19 protein-coding genes are annotated in these 17505 nt (G+C 66.9%); 10 read left to right on the forward strand and 9 right to left on the reverse strand.

Annotation, left to right across the window (positions count from 1 at the left end):
- Positions 1–52 precede the first annotated feature (52 nt).
- Positions 53–1270 carry a polyhydroxyalkanoate depolymerase gene (locus EJI00_RS10715; RefSeq protein ID WP_126747446.1) on the forward strand — a complete coding sequence of 406 codons (1218 nt, stop codon included), beginning with the start codon at positions 53–55 and terminating at the stop codon, positions 1268–1270.
- Positions 1271–1294: 24 nt separating this feature from the next.
- On the opposite strand, the gene EJI00_RS10720 is transcribed toward EJI00_RS10715, so the two are convergent.
- On the reverse strand, positions 1295–2251 hold the full coding sequence (locus EJI00_RS10720) for a LysR family transcriptional regulator (protein ID WP_126747447.1): 957 nt from the start codon (positions 2249–2251) through the stop codon (positions 1295–1297).
- An 87-nt stretch (positions 2252–2338) separates the two neighbouring features.
- Between EJI00_RS10720 and EJI00_RS10725 the strand changes: the two genes are divergently transcribed.
- Positions 2339–3430, forward strand: coding sequence for an adenosine deaminase (locus EJI00_RS10725; RefSeq protein ID WP_185868112.1), 1092 nt, complete (start codon positions 2339–2341; stop codon positions 3428–3430).
- Between the two features lie 8 nt (positions 3431–3438).
- Positions 3439–4434: a Bug family tripartite tricarboxylate transporter substrate binding protein gene (locus EJI00_RS10730; RefSeq protein WP_126747449.1), complete on the forward strand. Its 996-nt coding sequence runs from the start codon at positions 3439–3441 to the stop codon at positions 4432–4434.
- A 30-nt stretch (positions 4435–4464) separates the two neighbouring features.
- On the opposite strand, the gene EJI00_RS10735 is transcribed toward EJI00_RS10730, so the two are convergent.
- Entirely contained in the window at positions 4465–4905 is a 441-nt protein-coding gene (locus EJI00_RS10735; RefSeq protein WP_126747450.1) for a CBS domain-containing protein, read from the reverse strand.
- 143 nt (positions 4906–5048) lie between these two features.
- On the opposite strand from EJI00_RS10735, the gene EJI00_RS10740 reads away from it, so the two are divergent.
- Together EJI00_RS10740 and EJI00_RS10745 are read left to right on the forward strand one after the other, a co-directional pair.
- Positions 5049–6359 (forward strand): O-acetylhomoserine aminocarboxypropyltransferase, encoded by a 1311-nt coding sequence (locus EJI00_RS10740; RefSeq protein WP_126747451.1) that lies wholly within the window; start codon positions 5049–5051, stop codon positions 6357–6359.
- 334 nt (positions 6360–6693) lie between these two features.
- A complete protein-coding gene (locus tag EJI00_RS10745) occupies positions 6694–7506 on the forward strand; it encodes an alpha/beta fold hydrolase (protein WP_126747452.1) in 813 nt (270 codons plus the stop codon).
- Between the two features lie 12 nt (positions 7507–7518).
- Here the strand turns inward: EJI00_RS10745 and EJI00_RS10750 are convergent, their stop codons facing one another.
- Together EJI00_RS10750 and EJI00_RS10755 are read right to left on the reverse strand one after the other, a co-directional pair.
- Entirely contained in the window at positions 7519–8508 is a 990-nt protein-coding gene (locus tag EJI00_RS10750; RefSeq protein WP_126747453.1) for a Bug family tripartite tricarboxylate transporter substrate binding protein, read from the reverse strand.
- Between the two features lie 19 nt (positions 8509–8527).
- A complete protein-coding gene (locus EJI00_RS10755) occupies positions 8528–9946 on the reverse strand; it encodes a M20 family metallopeptidase (RefSeq protein WP_126747454.1) in 1419 nt (472 codons plus the stop codon).
- Positions 9947–10058: 112 nt separating this feature from the next.
- On the opposite strand from EJI00_RS10755, the gene EJI00_RS10760 reads away from it, so the two are divergent.
- Positions 10059–11003 (forward strand): LysR family transcriptional regulator, encoded by a 945-nt coding sequence (locus tag EJI00_RS10760; protein ID WP_126747455.1) that lies wholly within the window; start codon positions 10059–10061, stop codon positions 11001–11003.
- Between the two features lie 2 nt (positions 11004–11005).
- Here the strand turns inward: EJI00_RS10760 and EJI00_RS10765 are convergent, their stop codons facing one another.
- Positions 11006–11392, reverse strand: coding sequence for a thioredoxin family protein (locus EJI00_RS10765; protein ID WP_126747456.1), 387 nt, complete (start codon positions 11390–11392; stop codon positions 11006–11008).
- A 101-nt stretch (positions 11393–11493) separates the two neighbouring features.
- On the opposite strand from EJI00_RS10765, the gene EJI00_RS10770 reads away from it, so the two are divergent.
- Positions 11494–11832, forward strand: coding sequence for an Mpo1-like protein (locus tag EJI00_RS10770; RefSeq protein ID WP_126747457.1), 339 nt, complete (start codon positions 11494–11496; stop codon positions 11830–11832).
- Positions 11833–11838: 6 nt separating this feature from the next.
- Here the strand turns inward: EJI00_RS10770 and EJI00_RS10775 are convergent, their stop codons facing one another.
- Positions 11839–13050: a YihY family inner membrane protein gene (locus EJI00_RS10775; protein ID WP_126747458.1), complete on the reverse strand. Its 1212-nt coding sequence runs from the start codon at positions 13048–13050 to the stop codon at positions 11839–11841.
- A 64-nt stretch (positions 13051–13114) separates the two neighbouring features.
- Between EJI00_RS10775 and EJI00_RS10780 the strand changes: the two genes are divergently transcribed.
- Together EJI00_RS10780 and EJI00_RS10785 are read left to right on the forward strand one after the other, a co-directional pair.
- The gene (locus EJI00_RS10780) at positions 13115–13522 is read left to right on the forward strand and encodes a DUF2069 domain-containing protein (protein ID WP_126747459.1); all 408 of its coding nucleotides are present in this window, start codon (positions 13115–13117) and stop codon (positions 13520–13522) included.
- A 5-nt stretch (positions 13523–13527) separates the two neighbouring features.
- Positions 13528–14955 (forward strand): FAD-binding oxidoreductase, encoded by a 1428-nt coding sequence (locus EJI00_RS10785; RefSeq protein ID WP_185868113.1) that lies wholly within the window; start codon positions 13528–13530, stop codon positions 14953–14955.
- Here the strand turns inward: EJI00_RS10785 and EJI00_RS10790 are convergent.
- From EJI00_RS10790 to nthA, 3 genes are read right to left on the reverse strand one after another with little or no spacing between them, the layout of a single operon-like run.
- The gene (locus EJI00_RS10790) at positions 14952–15326 is read right to left on the reverse strand and encodes a nitrile hydratase accessory protein (RefSeq protein WP_126747461.1); all 375 of its coding nucleotides are present in this window, start codon (positions 15324–15326) and stop codon (positions 14952–14954) included. The two genes, EJI00_RS10785 and EJI00_RS10790, sit on opposite strands and share 4 nt — an antisense overlap.
- Positions 15323–15988 (reverse strand): nitrile hydratase subunit beta, encoded by a 666-nt coding sequence (gene nthB / locus EJI00_RS10795; RefSeq protein ID WP_126747462.1) that lies wholly within the window; start codon positions 15986–15988, stop codon positions 15323–15325. The genes EJI00_RS10790 and nthB overlap by 4 nt, the downstream gene beginning before the upstream one ends.
- A complete protein-coding gene (nthA, locus tag EJI00_RS10800) occupies positions 15985–16626 on the reverse strand; it encodes a nitrile hydratase subunit alpha (RefSeq protein WP_126747463.1) in 642 nt (213 codons plus the stop codon). The genes nthB and nthA overlap by 4 nt, the downstream gene beginning before the upstream one ends.
- A gap of 36 nt (positions 16627–16662) precedes the next feature.
- On the opposite strand from nthA, the gene EJI00_RS10805 reads away from it, so the two are divergent.
- Positions 16663–17502: a thymidylate synthase gene (locus EJI00_RS10805; protein ID WP_126747464.1), complete on the forward strand. Its 840-nt coding sequence runs from the start codon at positions 16663–16665 to the stop codon at positions 17500–17502.
- The last annotated feature ends 3 nt before the right edge of the window (positions 17503–17505 follow it).

Raw genomic sequence — 17505 nt, forward strand, 5'->3', positions numbered from 1 at the left:
CCGTGCAAGGCCTGTGCCACCGCTTGGCCCGCAACTTGCCTGTACTGCTTATATGTTGTACCGGGCCTACCAGAACCAAGCCGACCTGCTCTCGCCCTCCCGGCTCGCAGCCCAGTACCTCGGCCAGGCACTCTGGAAGGACGGCACCGAACGCACCATGGTGCGGCGCATGGCCGCGCAGTTCGAGGTGTTTTCGCGCATGCGGCTCACCCATTCGCGGCCGGCCTACGCCATTCGCAGCGTTGTGGTGGACGGTGTGGAAACCGCCGTGCACGAAGAGAAAACACTGGTTTCGCCTTTCGGCACGCTGCTGCACTTCCGCAAGGACACGAAGGCCGTGCACCCGCCCGTGCTGCTGGTTGCACCACTGTCGGGCCACTTTGCCACGCTGCTGCGCGAAACCGTGCGCACGCTGCTGCGCGACAACGACGTGTACCTGACCGACTGGCACAACGCGCGCGACGTGCCGCTGTGGCATGGCGGCTTCAGCCTTGACGACTACACGCTGCAGCTCATCCAGTTTCTGGAAGCGGTCGGCCCGGGCGTGCACATGGTGGCCGTGTGCCAGCCCTGCGTGGCTGCGCTGGCCGCCACAGCGCTCATGGCCGAAGACGACAACCCCGCCACGCCGCGCAGCCTCACGCTCATGGCCGGCCCGGTCGATTGCCGCATCAACCCCACTGGTGTGAACAAGCTCGCCACCAGCAAGCCTATCGAGTGGTTCCGGCGCAACCTGATCAGCCACGTGCCATGGCCGCACGCCGGCATGATGCGGCGCGTGTACCCGGGCTTCCTGCAGCTTTCGGCCTTCATGAGCATGAACCCGGAGCGCCACAAGAAGCAGTTCGAGGACATGGCCAAGCACCTGGTCGAGGGCGAGATCGAGAAGGCGCGCACCATCGCCGCCTTCTACGAGGAATACCTGGCGGTGAACGACCTGCCGGCCGAGTTCTACCTGGAGACGGTGGAGCGCGTGTTCCAGACCTACGACCTGCCGCGCGGCGTGCTCATCGTGGGCGACCGCACGGTCAACCCCGCCGCCATCCGCCGCACCGCGCTGCTCACGGTCGAAGGCGAGCGCGACGACATCTGCGCTGTCGGCCAGACGGTGGCGGCGCAAGACCTGTGCACCGGCATCCGGCCTTACCTGAAGGCGCACCACCTGCAGGCCGGCGTGGGCCACTACGGCGTTTTCAGCGGCAGCAAGTGGAATGCGCAGATCTATCCGCGCGTGCGCGAAACCATTCACGCCGCGGCTGAGCTGCACTAGATCGACCCGGGTTCAGCGCCGATCTCAGCGCCGGCTGCGCGCGCCCTTCGCCGCCACGCGCCGCACCACGGCTTCGCCGGCCTGTGGAAGCCGATCGCGCAGAAACGCAATCAGCTCTTGCGCCGCCACGTTGCGCATCGGCCCCGGCAGGTAGGCCAGCACCACGCGTCGCTCGATGCGCGGCTTCGACAGCGGAACCACCACCAGTTCAGGGTCGCGCAGCGACGAGGTATACAGCCGCGGCATCAATCCCAAGGCCTGGCCGCTTCGCACCAGTGCATACAGCGTTTCGGAATAGCTCACGCGGTAGGGCTCGGGCCCCTGCTCGAACTGCGCGCGGGCAGGGTTGCCGAGCGCCGGCATGCTGCCGCTCTCGAACAGCACAAGGCGTTCCTTGCCGATGGCCTCCCAACTCGCGTCGGCGGCCGCGGCCAGCGCATGGTCGCGCCGCACCACCAGCACCAGCGGATCGCGGAACAGGTCGACGCAGGCCAGCCCGCCCGGTGGCTCCGTGATGGCTGCAATCGCCATGTCGAGCTGGCCGCTGCGCAGTTCGGCCAGCAACACGGTCGAGGGCGCGTCACGCCAGGCAATTTCGACCTCGCGCCGTCCGGTTTCGAGAAATTCGCCCGCAGCGGCCATGACGCGCCCGCTCGCCGAAGGAATCACCCCCACGCGCACGAAAGCCCGCCCGCGCTGCACCGTGCTTTCGATGTCGCGCAGCGCCACGTCGAACGCATTGACCAAAAAGTCGGTGCGCGCCAGCACCTCGGCGCCCACGGAGGTGAGCTCCAGCCGGTGGGTGGAACGGGTCAGCAGCTCGGCGCCGAGCAGCTTTTCCATCTGCTTGATGGCATTGCTCAGCGCAGGCTGCGTAATGGCCAACCGCCGCGCCGCGCGGCCAAAGTGACCTTCTTCCACCAGCACCGAGAAGAACTGAAGCTGGCGCAGCGTGAGCGCCCGAAGCGGCGAAGAGGCCATGGATTTGGGTCGGCGATTGATTCGGTGAATCAAATTATAGAAATTCAAAATTTTGCTTATGAGGCGCCGCTCCCTAGACTGCCCGCCATGGCCCCCCTCGATCTGCCGCCCCTCACGCTGGAATCCATGCTGCATGCGATGCCCAAGGTGGAGCTGCATTGCCACCTGTTCGGCACGGTGCGCCACGAAACCTTCAAGCAACTCAACCATCGCGCCGGTTCGCCGCTGGCGGCCGATGAAATCGAAGGCTTCTACACGCGCGGAGAAAAGCCCGTCGGCGTGCTGCGCGTGCTGCGCGCACTCGACGCGCAGTTGGTTCGCAGCCCCGGCGACCTGTACCAGCTGACGCATGAATACCTGGAAGACGCCGCGGCCCACAACGTGCGCTACGCCGAGTTCTTCTGGAACCCGACGGGCACGGTGCACGGCTCCGGCATTCCGTATCCGACGGCGCAGTGCGCGATCGTGCGCGCCATCCAGGACGCGCAGCAGGAGTTCGGCATCATCGGCCGCCTCATTGCTGCCATCGACCGCGAAGCCAGCCCCGAGGCTGCCGTGGAGATGGTGGAATGGGTCAAAGCGCACCGTTGCGACGAGGTGATCGGCATCGGCATCGACTACCGCGAGGTCGACCGGCCGCCCGAGCTTTTTGCCGAGGCGTATGCCGAAGCGCGGCGCGCAGGGCTCAAGGCCACCGCGCACGCGGGCGAGTTCGGCATGCCTTGGACCAACGTGCGCACCGCGCTCGACGTGCTGCAGGTCGACCGCATCGACCACGGCTACACGGTGGTCGACCAGCCCGACTTCGCACGCCAGTGCGCCGAGCGCGGCGTGATCTTTACCGTTGTGCCCACCAACTCCTACTACCTGCGCACCCTGCCGCCGGAGCGCTGGGCGCTCGACCACCCCATTCGGCGCATGCCCGGCCTGGGCCTGCGCATCCATCCCAACACCGACGATCCGACGCTGCACAAGGTCACGCCCACGCAGGCCTGGCTGATGATGGTGCGCGACTTCGGCTTTGGCCTGGACGACCTGCGCGGCTTCATGCACAACGGGCTCGACGGCGCGTGGATCGACGACACCCAGCGCCGCGAATGGCGCACCCAATGGAGCCAGGAGTTCGACGCGCTACGCGCCCGCCTTGCACAAGAACCGCAACCCGCCCACCCGCAATGAGCCAAGCCATGACCCAATCCGCCCGCCTTCCCCGCCGCACTCTTCTGGCCGCCACCCTCTTCTGCGCGATGCTGCCTGCCACGGCACTCGCCCAGGCCGCGTGGCCCGCTGCCAAGCCGATCACGCTGATCGTTCCGTACACGGCGGGCGGGAGCGTGGACGTCAACGCCCGCCTCGTTGCCACGCGGCTGGCCGAGCGGCTGAAGCAGTCGGTCGTGATCGAAAACGTGAGCGGCGCGGGCGGTGCCATCGGCGTGGCCAAGGCTGTGAATGCGGCGCCCGACGGCTACACGCTGGTGGTCGGGCCCGACAGTGCCATCGCCATCGGGCGACTGGTCAATCCCTCGGCCTTCAAGTTCGATCCGCTCAAGGACCTGGCGCCTGTGGGCATGCTCAACACCGCGCCGATGGTGCTGCTGGCACGCCCCGGCCTGGAGGCGCAGACCTACGCCGACTTCGTGAAGCTCGCCAAGGCCAAGCCCGGCGCCTACAACTACGCCACCTCGGGTGTGGGCACGGTGCTGCAGCTGGCCATGGAACTCTTGAAGCAGCGCAGCGGCATCTTCGTGACCCACGTGCCCTACCGCGGCGGTGCGCAAATCGCCACGGACGTGATCGGCAACCAGGTCGACCTGGCGATGCTGGTCAGCACCAGCGCCATTCCGCATGTGGACGGCAATCGCCTGAAGGCGCTGGGCATCACCGGCAGCCAGCGCCTTGCCGCGCTGCCCAACGTGCCCACTTTCAACGAGATGCCCGGGCTCAAGGGCTACGACATGGTGAGCTGGACCGGCATCTTCTCGCCCGCCAAGACCCCGCCCGCCGTGGTGGCGCGCCTCAATCAGGAGCTGAACGCGGTGCTGGCCGAGGAGCAGGTGCGTGCCAAGCTCAACGAGCAAGGCGCCCTGCCCGGCAGCGGCACGCCGGAGCAATTCGGCCAGTTCGTGCAGGCCGAGTACGCCCGCAATCAGAAGATCGTGCAGACGGCTAATATCAAGGAATAAGCTCGCCGGCCAGAGCCGGAGCGCGGCTGGTTACTGCTCTTCGGGCCAGTCGCGGATGTAGGCCTTGAGCATCTTGTTCTCGAAGTTCTGGCTGTCCACCACCGCCTTGGCCACGTCGTAGAAGCTGATCACGCCCATCAGCATGCGCTTGTCCATCACGGGCATGTAGCGCGCGTGGCGCTCCAGCATGATGCGGCGGATTTCGTCGAGTTCGGTTTCGAGCGTGCAGGTTACGGGCGCGTCGTCCATGGCCTTGCGCACGAGCGTGCCGCCCACCTGGCCGCCGTTGTCGACCAGGGCGACGATCACTTCCCTGAAAGTGAGCATGCCGACCAGGTCGCCGTGTTCCATGACCACCAGGGAGCCGATGTCCTTTTCCGCCATGGTCTTGACCGCTTCGGCCAGCAGGTCGTCAGGCGTGATGGTGAAGAGCGTGTTGCCCTTGACGCGAAGGATGTCGCTGACTTTCATCGTGTGCTCCTCTCGGAAATCGTTCTCGGCGGCGGTGCCGATTTGAATATAGCCCACAATCGGCGCCGACTCCCACGCCCATGATGCGCGCGCATGATTAGCAGACGTAACGGGGCATTGCGAACGAACCCAGAAAGGTGCTCATGCCCGGCTATTCCGACCCCGGATTCGATACTTTGGCGCTGCACGCCGGCGCCGCACCCGACCCCGCCACCGGCGCGCGGGCGGTGCCGATCCATCTCACCACTTCTTTCGTCTTCGAGTCGAGCGACCATGCGGCGGCGCTCTTCAACCTGGAGCGCGCGGGCCATGTCTACTCGCGCATCAGCAACCCGACCAATGCGGTGCTGGAGCAGCGAGTTTCGGCGCTCGAAGGCGGCATTGGTGCCATTGCCACGGCCAGCGGGCAAGCGGCGCTGCACCTTTCGATTGCCACGCTCATGGGCGCGGGCTCGCACATCGTGGCCAGCACCGCGCTCTACGGTGGCTCGCAGAACCTGCTGCACTACACGATGCGGCGCTTTGGCATCGAAACCACCTTCGTGAAGCCGGGCGACCTGGACGGCTGGCGCGCCGCGGTGCGCCCCGAAACCAAGCTCTTCTTCGGCGAAACCGTGGGCAACCCCGGGCTCGACGTGCTCGACATTCCGGCCGTGAGCGACATTGCCCACGAAGCCGGCGTGCCGCTGCTGGTCGACTCCACGCTCACCTCGCCCTACCTGATCAAGCCCTTCGACTGGGGCGCCGACCTCGTCTATCACTCGGCCACCAAGTTCCTCTCGGGCCACGGCACCGTGATTGGCGGCGTGGTGGTCGACGGCGGCAGTTTCGACTGGGAAAAATCCGGCAAATTCGCGGAGCTGACCCAGGCCTACGACGGCTTTCACAACATGGTCTTCAGCGAGGAGAGCACGGTCGGCGCATTCTTGCTGCGCGCGCGGCGCGAGGGCCTGCGCGACTTCGGCGCCTCGATGAGCCCGCACACGGCCTGGCTGATATTGCAGGGCATCGAAACCCTGCCGCTGCGCATGGAACGCCACATCGACAACACGCAAAAGGTGGTCGAGTTTCTCGCGAGCCACCCCTTCGTGTCGCGCGTGGGGCATCCGCTGATCGAGTCGCACCCCAGCCACGCACTGGCGCAGAAGCTGCTGCGCCATGGCGCACGCGGTGCCGGCGCCGTGTTCAGCTTCGACATGAAGGGCAGCCGCGCGCAGGGCAAGGCCTTCATCGAGGCGCTCAAGCTCTTCAGCCACCTGGCCAATGTGGGTGATTGCCGCAGCCTGGTGATCCACCCGGCCAGCACCACGCACTTCCGCATGACCGACGAGGCGCTGGCGGGTGCGGGCATTTCGCAGGGAACGATCCGGCTTTCCATCGGTCTTGAGGACCCAGCCGACCTGATCGACGATCTGAAGCGTGCGCTGAAGGCTGCGGAAAAGGCGGGTGGCTGAATGTTTTGTTTTCGTGTTCGGCGCTCGTGGGTTCGTTCGGGGCGCGCACCCGCCGACGGGGTACCTTGCTCCGCGAATGTCCCCCGGCCTGCGGCCTCCTCCTTTATTTCGCTGCGCAAGGCACCCCATCGACGTGTGCGTGATGAACGGTGGTCGTTGATCGGCCGCCCACCAGCAGCGTGCCCCGGTGCACAGGGCATCGGGTACTCCCCGCAGCGAAATAAAGGAGGAGCCGAAGGCGGGGGACATTCGCGGAGGGGAGTACCCGGTGGCCTTTGCACTCGCCCCGAACAAGACGACCCGCAATCCGCAACACAACGGCAAAGCAACTGACATGAACTACACAGTCAACAGCCACACCACTTATTGCTACACAGGCGGCAAGACCTTCGACGCAAACAAGCCGACAGTGGTATTCATCCACGGCGTGCTAAACGACCACAGCGTGTGGATCCTGCAAAGCCGCTGGTTAGCCAACCACGGCTGGAACGTGCTCGCGCTCGACCTGCCCGGCCATTGCAAGAGCGAAGGCCCGCCGCCCGCGAGCGTGGAAGAGGCTGCGCAGTTCGTCATTGCACTGCTCGACGCAGCCGGTGTGCAAAAGGCTGCGCTGGTCGGCCACAGCTTCGGCTCGCTCATTGCGCTCGAAGCGGCTTCGCGTGCACCCGAGCGCGTCACCCATCTTGCGCTGGTGGGCACCGCCTATCCGATGACCGTGTCGCCTGCACTTCTGGACGGCGCGCTCAACGATCCGCAGCGCGCCATCGCCATGGTCAACACCTTCTCGCACTCGCTGCTTGCGCCACCGCCCTCCTCGCTCGGCCCCGGCACCTGGCTTTACGGCAGCTCGCGCGCGCTGATGCGCCGCGTGCTCGCCAGCAACCGCAGCGCCAACGTGTTCCATATCGGCTTCAAGGCCTGCAACGACTACGCCAACGGCGAGAAGGCCATCGAAGCCGTGCAATGCCCTGTGCTCTTCCTGCTTGGCGACGCCGACCAGATGACGCCGCCGCGCGCCACCAAGGCACTCGCCGGCAAGGCGAAGCAGGGCAAGGTCGTCACGGTGCATGCGGGGCACTCGCTGATGAGCGAGGCACCCGACGAAGTGCTGTTTGCGCTGCGCGACTTCGTCGGCGCGCCCGCCTGAGCCAATCGCTCGTTATTCCGCCGCGATGCCCGCGCGATGGGCCAGCGCGCGATAGCGCGAGATCTCGCCCTCCATCTGGCTGCGGAACGCCGCTGCGCCGATGACGACGGGCTCCATGCCCTGCGCGCGCAGTTGCGCCTGCAGGGCCGGGCTGCCCATCGTGGCCGTGACCGCCCGTGTGAGTTTGTCGAGCAGGGGTGCCGGCGTGCGGGCCGGCGCGGCAAAGCCGTACCAGGCGTCGAAGGTGGCATCGGGCAGCCCTTGCTCGGCCAGGGTGCGCACCTCGGGCAGCATGCTGGAGCGCACCGCGCCCACAATGCCCAGCGCGCGCAGCTTGCCCGAACGCACGTGCGGCGCCACGGCGGCGACGGTGTCCAGGCCGATCTCTATCTCTCCGCCGATCACCGCCATCGAGCCCTGGCTGCTGCCCTTGTATGGGATGTCCTGCAGCTGGATGCCCGCGGCCAACGCGAGCAATTCGCCCGCCAGGTGCGGCCCTGAGCCGGCGCCGAAGGTCGCGTAGCGAATGCTCTTCGGCTTGGCCTTCGCGGCGGCGATGAGTTCCGGCAACGAGCGCCACGGCGTGCCGGCGCCCACCACCAGCACCAGCGGCGTGCGCGCGACGATGGCAATGGGCGCGAGGTCGCGCGCCGGGTCGTAGGGCAGCTTGGCGCGAAGCGCGGGGTTCACGCTGTAGCTGGTCGAGCCCGAGAGCAGCAGCGTGTAGCCGTCCGGCGCGGCCTTGGCGACCGCATCGGTGCCGATGATGGTGGAGGCGCCGGGCTTGTTGTCGATGACCACGGGCTGGCCGAGCCGCTCCGACAGGCCCTGCCCCATCGCCCGCGCGACGATGTCGGTGCCGCCGCCGGGTGGAAAGGGCACGACCAGCTTCACGGGCCTGTCGGGCCAGGCGTCCTGCGCGAGGGCGGGCGCATGCAGGGCGATGAATGCCGAAGCACAGGCCAGCAGGCTTCGAAGGCTAAGGGAGAGAGCAGTTTTCATGGTTCGTCCAGAAAGAAGATCAGGAGGCGGCGTGCTGTTTTTTCTCGGCTGCCCACGGCGCGAGCCCCGGTTCGCCCAGGTCCCAATACAGGCCCGCCATGATCTGCAGGCCCTCCCGCGCGAGCGACGCCAGCAGATGTTCGTTGGGCGCATGCTGCGCGCAAGCCGGATAGGAATGCGGCACCCACAGCGTGGGCAAGCCCAGGAGGTCGGCAAAGACGTCGTTGGGCAACGAGCCCGCGAGGTTGGGCAGCAGGTCGATGCGCTGGCCGCTGCTGTCTTCGATGGAGCGCCGGGCCCAGCCGACCCAGGGGTTCTCCACGTCGAGCCGCGTGGCGGCGCCCTCGAGCGTGACCTGCACCTCGACGTTGCCGAAGCCGCGCGCATCCAGATGCGCGCGCACGATGTTCGCGAGCTCCCGCCACGGCGTTCCTACGACGAAGCGCAACTGACAATGGGCCACCGCCTCCGGCGGAATCGCATTGACGGGCCGCTGCGGCGATCCGGCACCGAGTGCGAGCACCTCGATGGTGTTCCACGCCACGAGCCGCTCCGCGGGGCTTAGACCGGGCTCGCCCCAGCCTTCGTCCAGCGTGGGGTCGTCGGCACCGCCTCCGATTCCAATATTGGCCAGCGCCTTGCGCACGCCCTGCGGAATTTCCGGCGGGCGAAGGGCATCGACCAGAATGCGACCGCGCGCGTCCACCAGCGAGGCCACCGCGTGGCTCAGCACCGTGGCCGGGTTGGCGAGCACGCCGCCCCAGTTGCCGGAGTGGTAACCCCGCGCCCGTGCACGCAGCCGCAGGCTGAAGTTGACGGCACCGCGCGAGCCAAGAAAAAGCGTGGGCCGCTCGGCGCTCACGCGCGGCCCGTCGCTGGCAATGAACAGGTCGGCGCGCAGCTTGTCGCGCTGCTGCTCGCACACCGCATGCAGGCCCGGTGACGCGGCCTCTTCGCCTGTTTCGATGAGCCAGGTGATGTTGTAGCCCAGGCGCCCGCCCCGCGCGCGCAGCGCAGCTGCCAGCCCGCCGAGCGCAATGGTGTGCTGGCCCTTGTTGTCGGCCGTGCCGCGCCCGTACCAGCGGTCGCCGCGCACGGTGAGCGCCCAGGGCCCGAGGCCTTCGTCCCAATGCGCGTCCTGCCCGCTCACCACGTCGCCGTGGCCGTAGCTCAGCACGGTGGGCAATGCGGGGTCTTCGATGCGCCGCGCGATCAGGAAGGGCCCGCCGCCGGGCACGGGGTTCTCGACGATCTCGCACTCGAAGCCCAGCGCAGCCAGCGGCGGCATGAGCTCGTCGCGCAGGTAGGCGCCAAGCGCGGGTGTGGCAGCGCCGGTATCGCTCTCGGTACGAAAGGCGACACGCCGCTGCAGGTCGGCGAAGAAGCCGCCGTCGTCGAAATAGGCGGCGGCAGCGGCAAGGCTGTCGGTACGTTGCATGAAGAGGTTTTCCTGTGTCGGAGGGGGTGCAGCAAGTACAAGGCCTGAAGCGCGATGCTTCCAGCATCGTTTTCGCAAGCTACCATTGCCTTCAAGGCAAGGCTCGAATCCCATGACACCACCGCTTCTCAGCATTCCGATGCGCCACTTCCTCGAGGTGGCGCGCAGCGGCTCGGTGAGCCAGGCGGCGGCGCGGCTGTTCGTGGCCTCCTCCGCGATCAGTCGGCAGATCACCAAGCTTGAGGACAGCTTGGGCACGCCCCTGTTCGAGCGCCACGCACGTGGCATGGCGCTCAACGCAGCCGGCGAGCGGCTCGCTGCGCATCTGCGCAATGCGCAGCTCGATATCGAACAGGTCATCGAGCAAGTGCGCGACCTTGGCGGCCGCAGCGCACACCGCATTCGCATGGCTTGCACTGAAGGCTTCGCAGCGCATTTCATGCCGCAGGTCATGCGCGGATTCGAGTCGGCCCATCCGGGCACGCAGCTCGAACTCCACGTGGGCTCGCCCGATGGCGTGAGCGCGCTGCTCGCGCGCGGCGAGGCCGACATCGCACTCAAATACGTGGTGGCGCCGGAGCCCGGCCTGAGGATCGAACATTCGGCGAATGCGCCCGTGTTCGCGGTGCTGCGCCCCGACCATCCGCTGGCGCGGCAGCGCGTGGTTTCGGTGGCAGACGCCGTGCGTTACCCGCTGGCCGTGGGCGACAAGGGCGTGACCGCGCGGCAACTGTTCGACCAGGCGTGCAGCCTGCAGGGCCTGCAATACCGTGCGATCTTCGTCAGCAACTTTTCATCCGTGCTGCTGCCGCTCTTGCGCACGCCGGACGTGATGCTTTCCGGACACCTCACGGTCACGCACCTTATCGACGCGGGCACGGTGGTGGCGCGCCCGTTCGCGGAGGCGCCGCTGCAGCAGCGGCAATTGCAGGTGCTGGCGCTCGAAGGCCGCACGCTCACGCCACTGGCGCAGGAGTTCGTGCAGCACCTGGTGCATGCCATTGCCAGCGCGGGGCGGCGCAAGCTGGGGCGCGCGCGTTCCGGCGCGCCGGGGTAAGGTCAGACCGCGAATTCGGCGGGCCGCTTCTCGAGCACGGCCAGCAGCAGGTCGACGTCGAGGCTGGAGGGCTGGGGCGCCTGCAGCGCGCCGAGCATGCGCGAGAGCGTTTCGGCATGCGGCAGCAGCGGGCCCAGAAAGCGGGTGCCCTCGGCGCCGGCGATCAGCAGCGTGGGAAAGGTCTCCACGTCGAACGCATCTGCGATTTCGGCGTGGTCTTCGATGTCGACCCAGGCAAAGCGGAATTGCGGATGCGCCCGCGCCACCTGCTCCAGCAGCGGCCGGTAGTCGCGGCAGGTGCCGCACCATTCGGCGCACAGGCACACGACCCATGGCGCGTCGCCGGCCGGCTCGGCGGATTCGGGGGCGGCGGCGGGAAGAGCGCTCAAAGCTGATGCCACAAAGGTGTGAATACAAAGCCGCAGTGGTGCGGCCGGAAGGTCGTGGCTATTATGAACAAAGCGCCTTTGGCGCCCAGGAGACTCGCACGATGAACACCACGACTGCCCCGGAATCTGCTGTCGATCCGCGACGTTTCAAGAGCTTTGCGGAGTTCTACCCGTTCTACCTGACCGAGCACGCCAACCGCACCTGCCGTCGCCTGCACTTCGTGGGTTCGACCATTTCGCTGGTTTGCCTGGTGGCCCTGGTGGTCACGCTCGATCCGCTCTGGCTGCTGGCCGGGCTGGTCGCAGGCTACGGCTTTGCCTGGATCGGGCATTTCGGCTTCGAGAAGAACCGGCCCGCCTCGTTCAAGCGCCCGCTCTATTCCTTCATGGGAGATTGGGCGATGTACCGCGATATCTGGCTGGGCAGGGTCAAGATCTGACCGCTACTAAATAAGGAGCACGTCACCCAGGCGCAGCGACCGAAGCGGCCCTTTTTGCCACAGGTCTTCGAGCGGCTCGGCGCAGGGCATCAGCAGTTCCCTGAGCAGCGGCTCGATCGGTGTGGACGGGTCGGCCAGCAGCACGTAGCGCGGGTCTTCGTTCGGCGTTTCTTCGGCGAGCGGCGCAATCCAGTCGAGCGCCACCAGGGTTTCGAGCACCGGCACCAGTTGCAGCGTGTCCACCCGCATGCGCGTGACGAGCTCGGTCGCGCCCATGCCCTTGGCCGGCGTGGCCCGCGCACGTGCGAGGTGCTGCAGCACTTCCATGGCCAGTTGCAGCGGCCACCCCGCCCGGCCCCCGCGGCGTGCCACACCGGTCAGCAGGCTGGGCAGATAGGCCGCGATGACCGCCCCCAGCAGCACGATCACCCAGGCCACGTAGATCCACACCAGCAGGATCGGCACCGTGGCAAAGGCGCCATAAAGCACCGAATAGGTCGGCACCAGGCTCATGTAGTAGCCCAGCACGCGCTTGGCAATCTCGATGGCCGCCGCCACGAAGAAGCCGCCGGCCCATGCATGCGACCAGCGTACGTTGGTGTTGGGCACATAGTGATAGAGCGAGGCCATTCCGGCCGCGAGCAGCACGAATTCGAAGGTGTCGAAGAACAGCTTCAGGATGCTTCCGCCCACCACGTCGCGCGAAGCGGCAAATACATACGAAGTGGTCGAAAGGCTCACCGCAAGAATGAGCGGGCCGAGTGTGATCGCGGCCCAGTAGATGAGCACACGCTGGGCAAGCGGCCGCGGCGAGCGCACCCGCCAGATGTTGTTGAGTGTCTTGTCGATGGTGAGGATCAGCGCAATGGCGGTGATCAGCAGCACCACCAGGCCCGCTATGCCCAGCCCACCGGCCTTGCTGGAAAACTGGTTCAGGTAGCCCAGCACCTGCCGCGCGATGTTGTCCGGAATCAGGCTTTCGATGAACCAGCGCTGCAGCCGCCCCTGCAGCTTGGCGAACATCGGAAACACCGTGAAGAGCGCCAGTGCCACCGTGAAGAACGGCACCATTGCAATGGTGGTGGTGAAGGTGAGGCTGCTGGCCGTCAGCCCCAGGCGGTCTTCGCGAAAACGCTCGCCCAGCACCGCCGCGGTGTTGCCCCACGGAAAGCGCGAAAGATCCCTCCAGAGCTGACGACGATTCATGGCCGGTATCATAAGAACCCGAACCCTCTCCTCGTCTTTGCACACTTCGTGTCGCCAGTTCCGCGGTGTTCCATCCATGCAAATCATCACACCGCACGCCTCTTCTTCCGTCCGCGCCACCCGCTGGCTTGCCGTGGGCAGCCTTGTCGGGCTGATCGTGCTCGGCTTGGCCTGGGAGCTCTGGCTGGCGCCGCTGCGGCCCGGCGGTTCGCTGCTGGCGCTCAAGGTGCTGCCGCTTGTCATTCCGCTTGCGGGGCTCTACAAGAACCGCATGTACACCTACCGCTGGGTCAGCCTGATGATCTGGCTTTATTTCACCGAAGGCGTGGTGCGTGCCTGGAGCGACACGAACGGCGTGGGGCAAGTGCTCGCGCTGGTCGAGGTGCTGCTGTGCCTCATGCTCTTTGCCGCCTGCGCCTGGCATGTGCGGCTGCGCCTTCGCAATGCCAAGGCTGCCCGCCAACTTGAGGCTTCCGCCCAATGACGCCAATGACTTCTTCCGCCCCCCTCATCGACCAACTCCGCGCCATCGTCGGCGCCCAGCACGTGCTGAACGAGGGCGACCTCGCCGCCTACGAGCAGGACTGGCGCAAGCGCGCGCGCGGCAAGTCGCTGGCCGTGGTGCGGCCCGCCAACACGCAGCAGGTGGCCGACGTGGTCAAGGCCTGCGCCGCGACCGGCACGGCCATCGTGCCGCAGGGCGGCAACACCGGGCTGGCAGTGGGTTCCATTCCCGACGACAGCGGCACGCAAGTGGTGCTGAGCCTGCAGCGGCTGAACGCAATTCGCACCGTTGACGCGGCCAACCTCACGATGACGGTGGAGGCCGGGTGCATCCTGCAGACGCTGCAGGAAACGGCGGAGAAGCAGGGCTTTCTGTTCCCGCTGAGCCTTGCGGCCGAAGGCAGCTGCACCATCGGCGGCAACCTTGCCACCAACGCCGGCGGCACGCAGGTGGTTCGCTACGGCAACACGCGCGAGCTGTGCCTGGGCCTCGAAGTCGTTACGCCGCAGGGCGACATCTGGGAAGGCACCAGCGGCCTGCGCAAGGACAACACCGGCTACGACCTGCGCGACCTGATGATCGGCAGCGAAGGCACGCTAGGCATCATCACCGCGGCGACCATGAAGCTCTACCCGCTGCCCGCCGCGCAGCTCACGGCCTGGGCCGCGGTGCCTTCGCTCGACCATGCGGTCACGCTGCTGGGCCTTGCGCACAAGCACCTGGGTTCGGGCCTCACCGGCTTCGAGGTGATGGGCAAGTTTGCGCTGAGCCTGGTCGACAAGCACATGCCGCAACTGCGCGCGCCCTTCATCGGCGACGAAGGCGTGCCGTACTGCGTGTTGCTGGAGAACTCCGACAACGAATCGGAGGACCATGCACGTTCGCGCTTCGAGGCGCTGCTCGAAACCGCTTTCGAAGACGGCTGCGTGACCGACGCGGTGGTGGCCGAGAACCTCACGCAGGCGCACCAGCTCTGGCACATCCGCGAGAGCATTCCGCTCGCGCAGGCCGAAGAGGGCTTGAACATCAAGCACGACATCTCGATTCCCGTCTCCAGCATTCCAGCCTTCGTGGCCGAGACCGATGCGCTGCTGGCGCGCGAGATCGCCGGGGTGCGGCTGGTGAACTTCGGCCACCTGGGCGACGGCAACCTGCACTACAACGTGCAGGCGCCCGAGAACATCGACACCAAGGCTTTCCTGAAGAACGAGGAAGAGCGCATCAACACGCTGGTGTACGACGCGGTCGAGAAGTTCGGCGGCTCGTTCTCGGCCGAGCATGGCGTGGGCTCGCTCAAGGTCGACAAGCTCGAAAAGCACAAGTCGCCGGTGGCGCTGGAGATGATGCGCGCCATCAAGCGCGGGCTCGACCCGAAGAACATCCTGAACCCGGGCCGCGTGATCCGCGTCTAGGCGGGAAAGTCCTCGCCGCGCAGCTCGATGGGCTGGCCATGCGGCGTGCGATCGGCCGCGTGGTCCCAGGCGTGGCGGTAGCGCGCGAGTTCGTCGCCCGAGCTCGCACCCTTGCGGGCCACCAGGCCTTCGAGCGCGGCAAGCCAATGCCGGTAGTAGGTGTCACCAGCATCGGGGTCTCCCGCGGCTTGCGCGGCGGCGATCTGCGCCGCCAGCGCTTCGGCCCACTCCACCCAGCTGAACAGGCCCCGCTCGTGCAGCGCGAGCGTCATCGCAAAGGCCTGCGCTTCCCACGGCTCGCGGAACACCGGGCCATCGGCATCGCGCGGCATGCCGGGTGCGAGCGCGAGCGGTGGCATGTCGATCTTCATGCGGCGGGCTCCAGGTAGCTTTCCCACGCGTCGACCGACACCGAGAGGTTTTGGCGCGGCGCCGCATCTCCCCACAGTTCAGCTTCCTCGAACACGACGGTGTAGAGCCACTGTGGCTGTTCACCGAGGCCCTGCGCATTCGCATCGGGGAACACATGCGCGCCGTGGACATGTTCGATGGTGCCGCGCTTGCCCTGCACATAGCTTGGCAGCCGCGTGTGATGGTCGGCCTTGCCGATGTGCATGCGCACAGCCTGCCCGACGGCAAAGCGTGCGGGGCCTGGCGCGGCGCGCTCAGTCGGCGAGCCCTTGGCGAGCACCGCGGGCACGTTCCCGGCCTGCAGCACGCGGGCGACCGGCGCGGCCGGATGGCGCATCTCGCCGGAGGCGATCTCGTCGGCAAAAACCTGCCCGCGCTGCAGCATCAACTGCTCGAGCGCCCCAAGCCATATCTGGTAGTAGCTCAGGTCGCGGTAGTCCGGCAGCGTCTCGCGCATGGCGCGGCTTGCATCGATGTTCCAGGAGCCGGTTGCGCCCATGGCAAGCGTGAGCGCCAGCGCACGCGGCTCCCAGCCGGCGTGGAAGAGTTCGCCCTCGGGCTCGGGCGTGACCGGCCCGAAGCCGGGCTGGCCGCCCAGGTCTGCATGCGTGACGTAGCTCATGCGGCGCTCCTTGCGGCGGCTGGCGCATCGGCAAGGCGCGTGCCGATCATCGAATCGCGCGAAACGAGGATGGCGAGTTCGTCTTCGCTCCAGCCTTCGGTTCCGGCAGGCCTCTGGGGAATCACGAGGTAGCGCACCTCGGCGGTCGAATCCCAGACGCGGATGCGCGTCGTCTCGGGCAGCACCGTGCCGAAATCGGCCAGCACGCCGCGCGGGTCTTTCACGGCGCGTGAGCGGTATGGCGCGCTCTTGTACCAGGTGGGCGGCAGGCCGAGCACGGGCCAGGGGTAGCAGCTGCACAGGGTGCAGACGACCATGTGGTGCTGTTCGCCGGTATTCTCTACCGCCACCATGTGCTCGCCCTGGCGGCCGGTGTAGCCTAGCGAGGCAATGGCGGCCGTGGCATCAGCCATCAGCCAGTCGTGGAAGTTTGGGTCGACCCAGGCCCGCGCCACCACCCGTGCCCCGTTGCGCGGGCCGATGCGGGTCTGGTAGGTGTCGATCAGTGCGTCGAGCGCGGCGGGGTCGATATAGCCCTTCTGCGTGAGCACGCTTTCCAGCGCCCGCACGCGCAGGTCCATTTCGCCGAGTTCGCTGTGGTCGTGGGAGTGCTCGTGGGAGTGGTCGGGGCCGGTCATCGGCCAATGCTAGCGCCGCCCCGTAAAATTCCCAACATGACCTCGACCGCCCGCCCCGTCCGCTCTCAGTACGAAGATTTCATGCGCCACGTGGACACCCACGGCGTGTTCAAGAGCGACCGCACCGGCACGGGCACCAAGAGCGTGTTCGGCCACCAGATGCGCTTCGATCTGAACGAAGGCTTTCCGCTGGTGACCACGAAGAAGGTGCACCTGAAGTCCATCATCCAGGAGCTGCTGTGGTTTTTGACCGGCTCCAGCAACAACAACTGGCTCAAGGAGCGCGGCGTCACCATCTGGGACGAATGGGCGCGCGAAGACGGCGACCTGGGCCCTGTGTACGGTGTGCAATGGCGCAGCTGGCCCACGCCGGATGGCGGCCATATCGACCAGATCTCCGAAGTCATCAAGACGCTGAAGACCAACCCCGATTCGCGCCGCATCATCGTGAGCGCATGGAACGTGGCCGAGCTCTCGAAGATGGCGCTCATGCCCTGCCACGCCTTCTTCCAGTTCTACGTGGCGCCGCCGCAAGCGCTGGGCGAGCGCGGCAAGCTGAGTTGCCAGCTCTACCAGCGCAGCGCCGACATCTTTCTTGGCGTGCCCTTCAACATTGCCAGCTACGCACTGCTCACGCACATGGTGGCGCAGCAGTGCGACCTCGACGTGGGCGACTTCATCTGGACCGGCGGCGACTGCCACATCTACAGCAACCACGCCGAGCAGGTGGCGCTGCAGCTGAGCCGGACGCCCTACGCGTACCCCACGCTCCACATCAAGCGCAAGCCGGCTTCGATCTTCGACTACCAGTACGAAGACTTCGAGGTGCTCGACTACAAGCACCACGAGGCGATCAAGGCGCCCGTGGCTGTGTGACCG

The sequence above is a fragment of the Variovorax sp. DXTD-1 genome (assembly GCF_003984625.1).
Lineage (GTDB): Bacteria > Pseudomonadota > Gammaproteobacteria > Burkholderiales > Burkholderiaceae_C > Variovorax.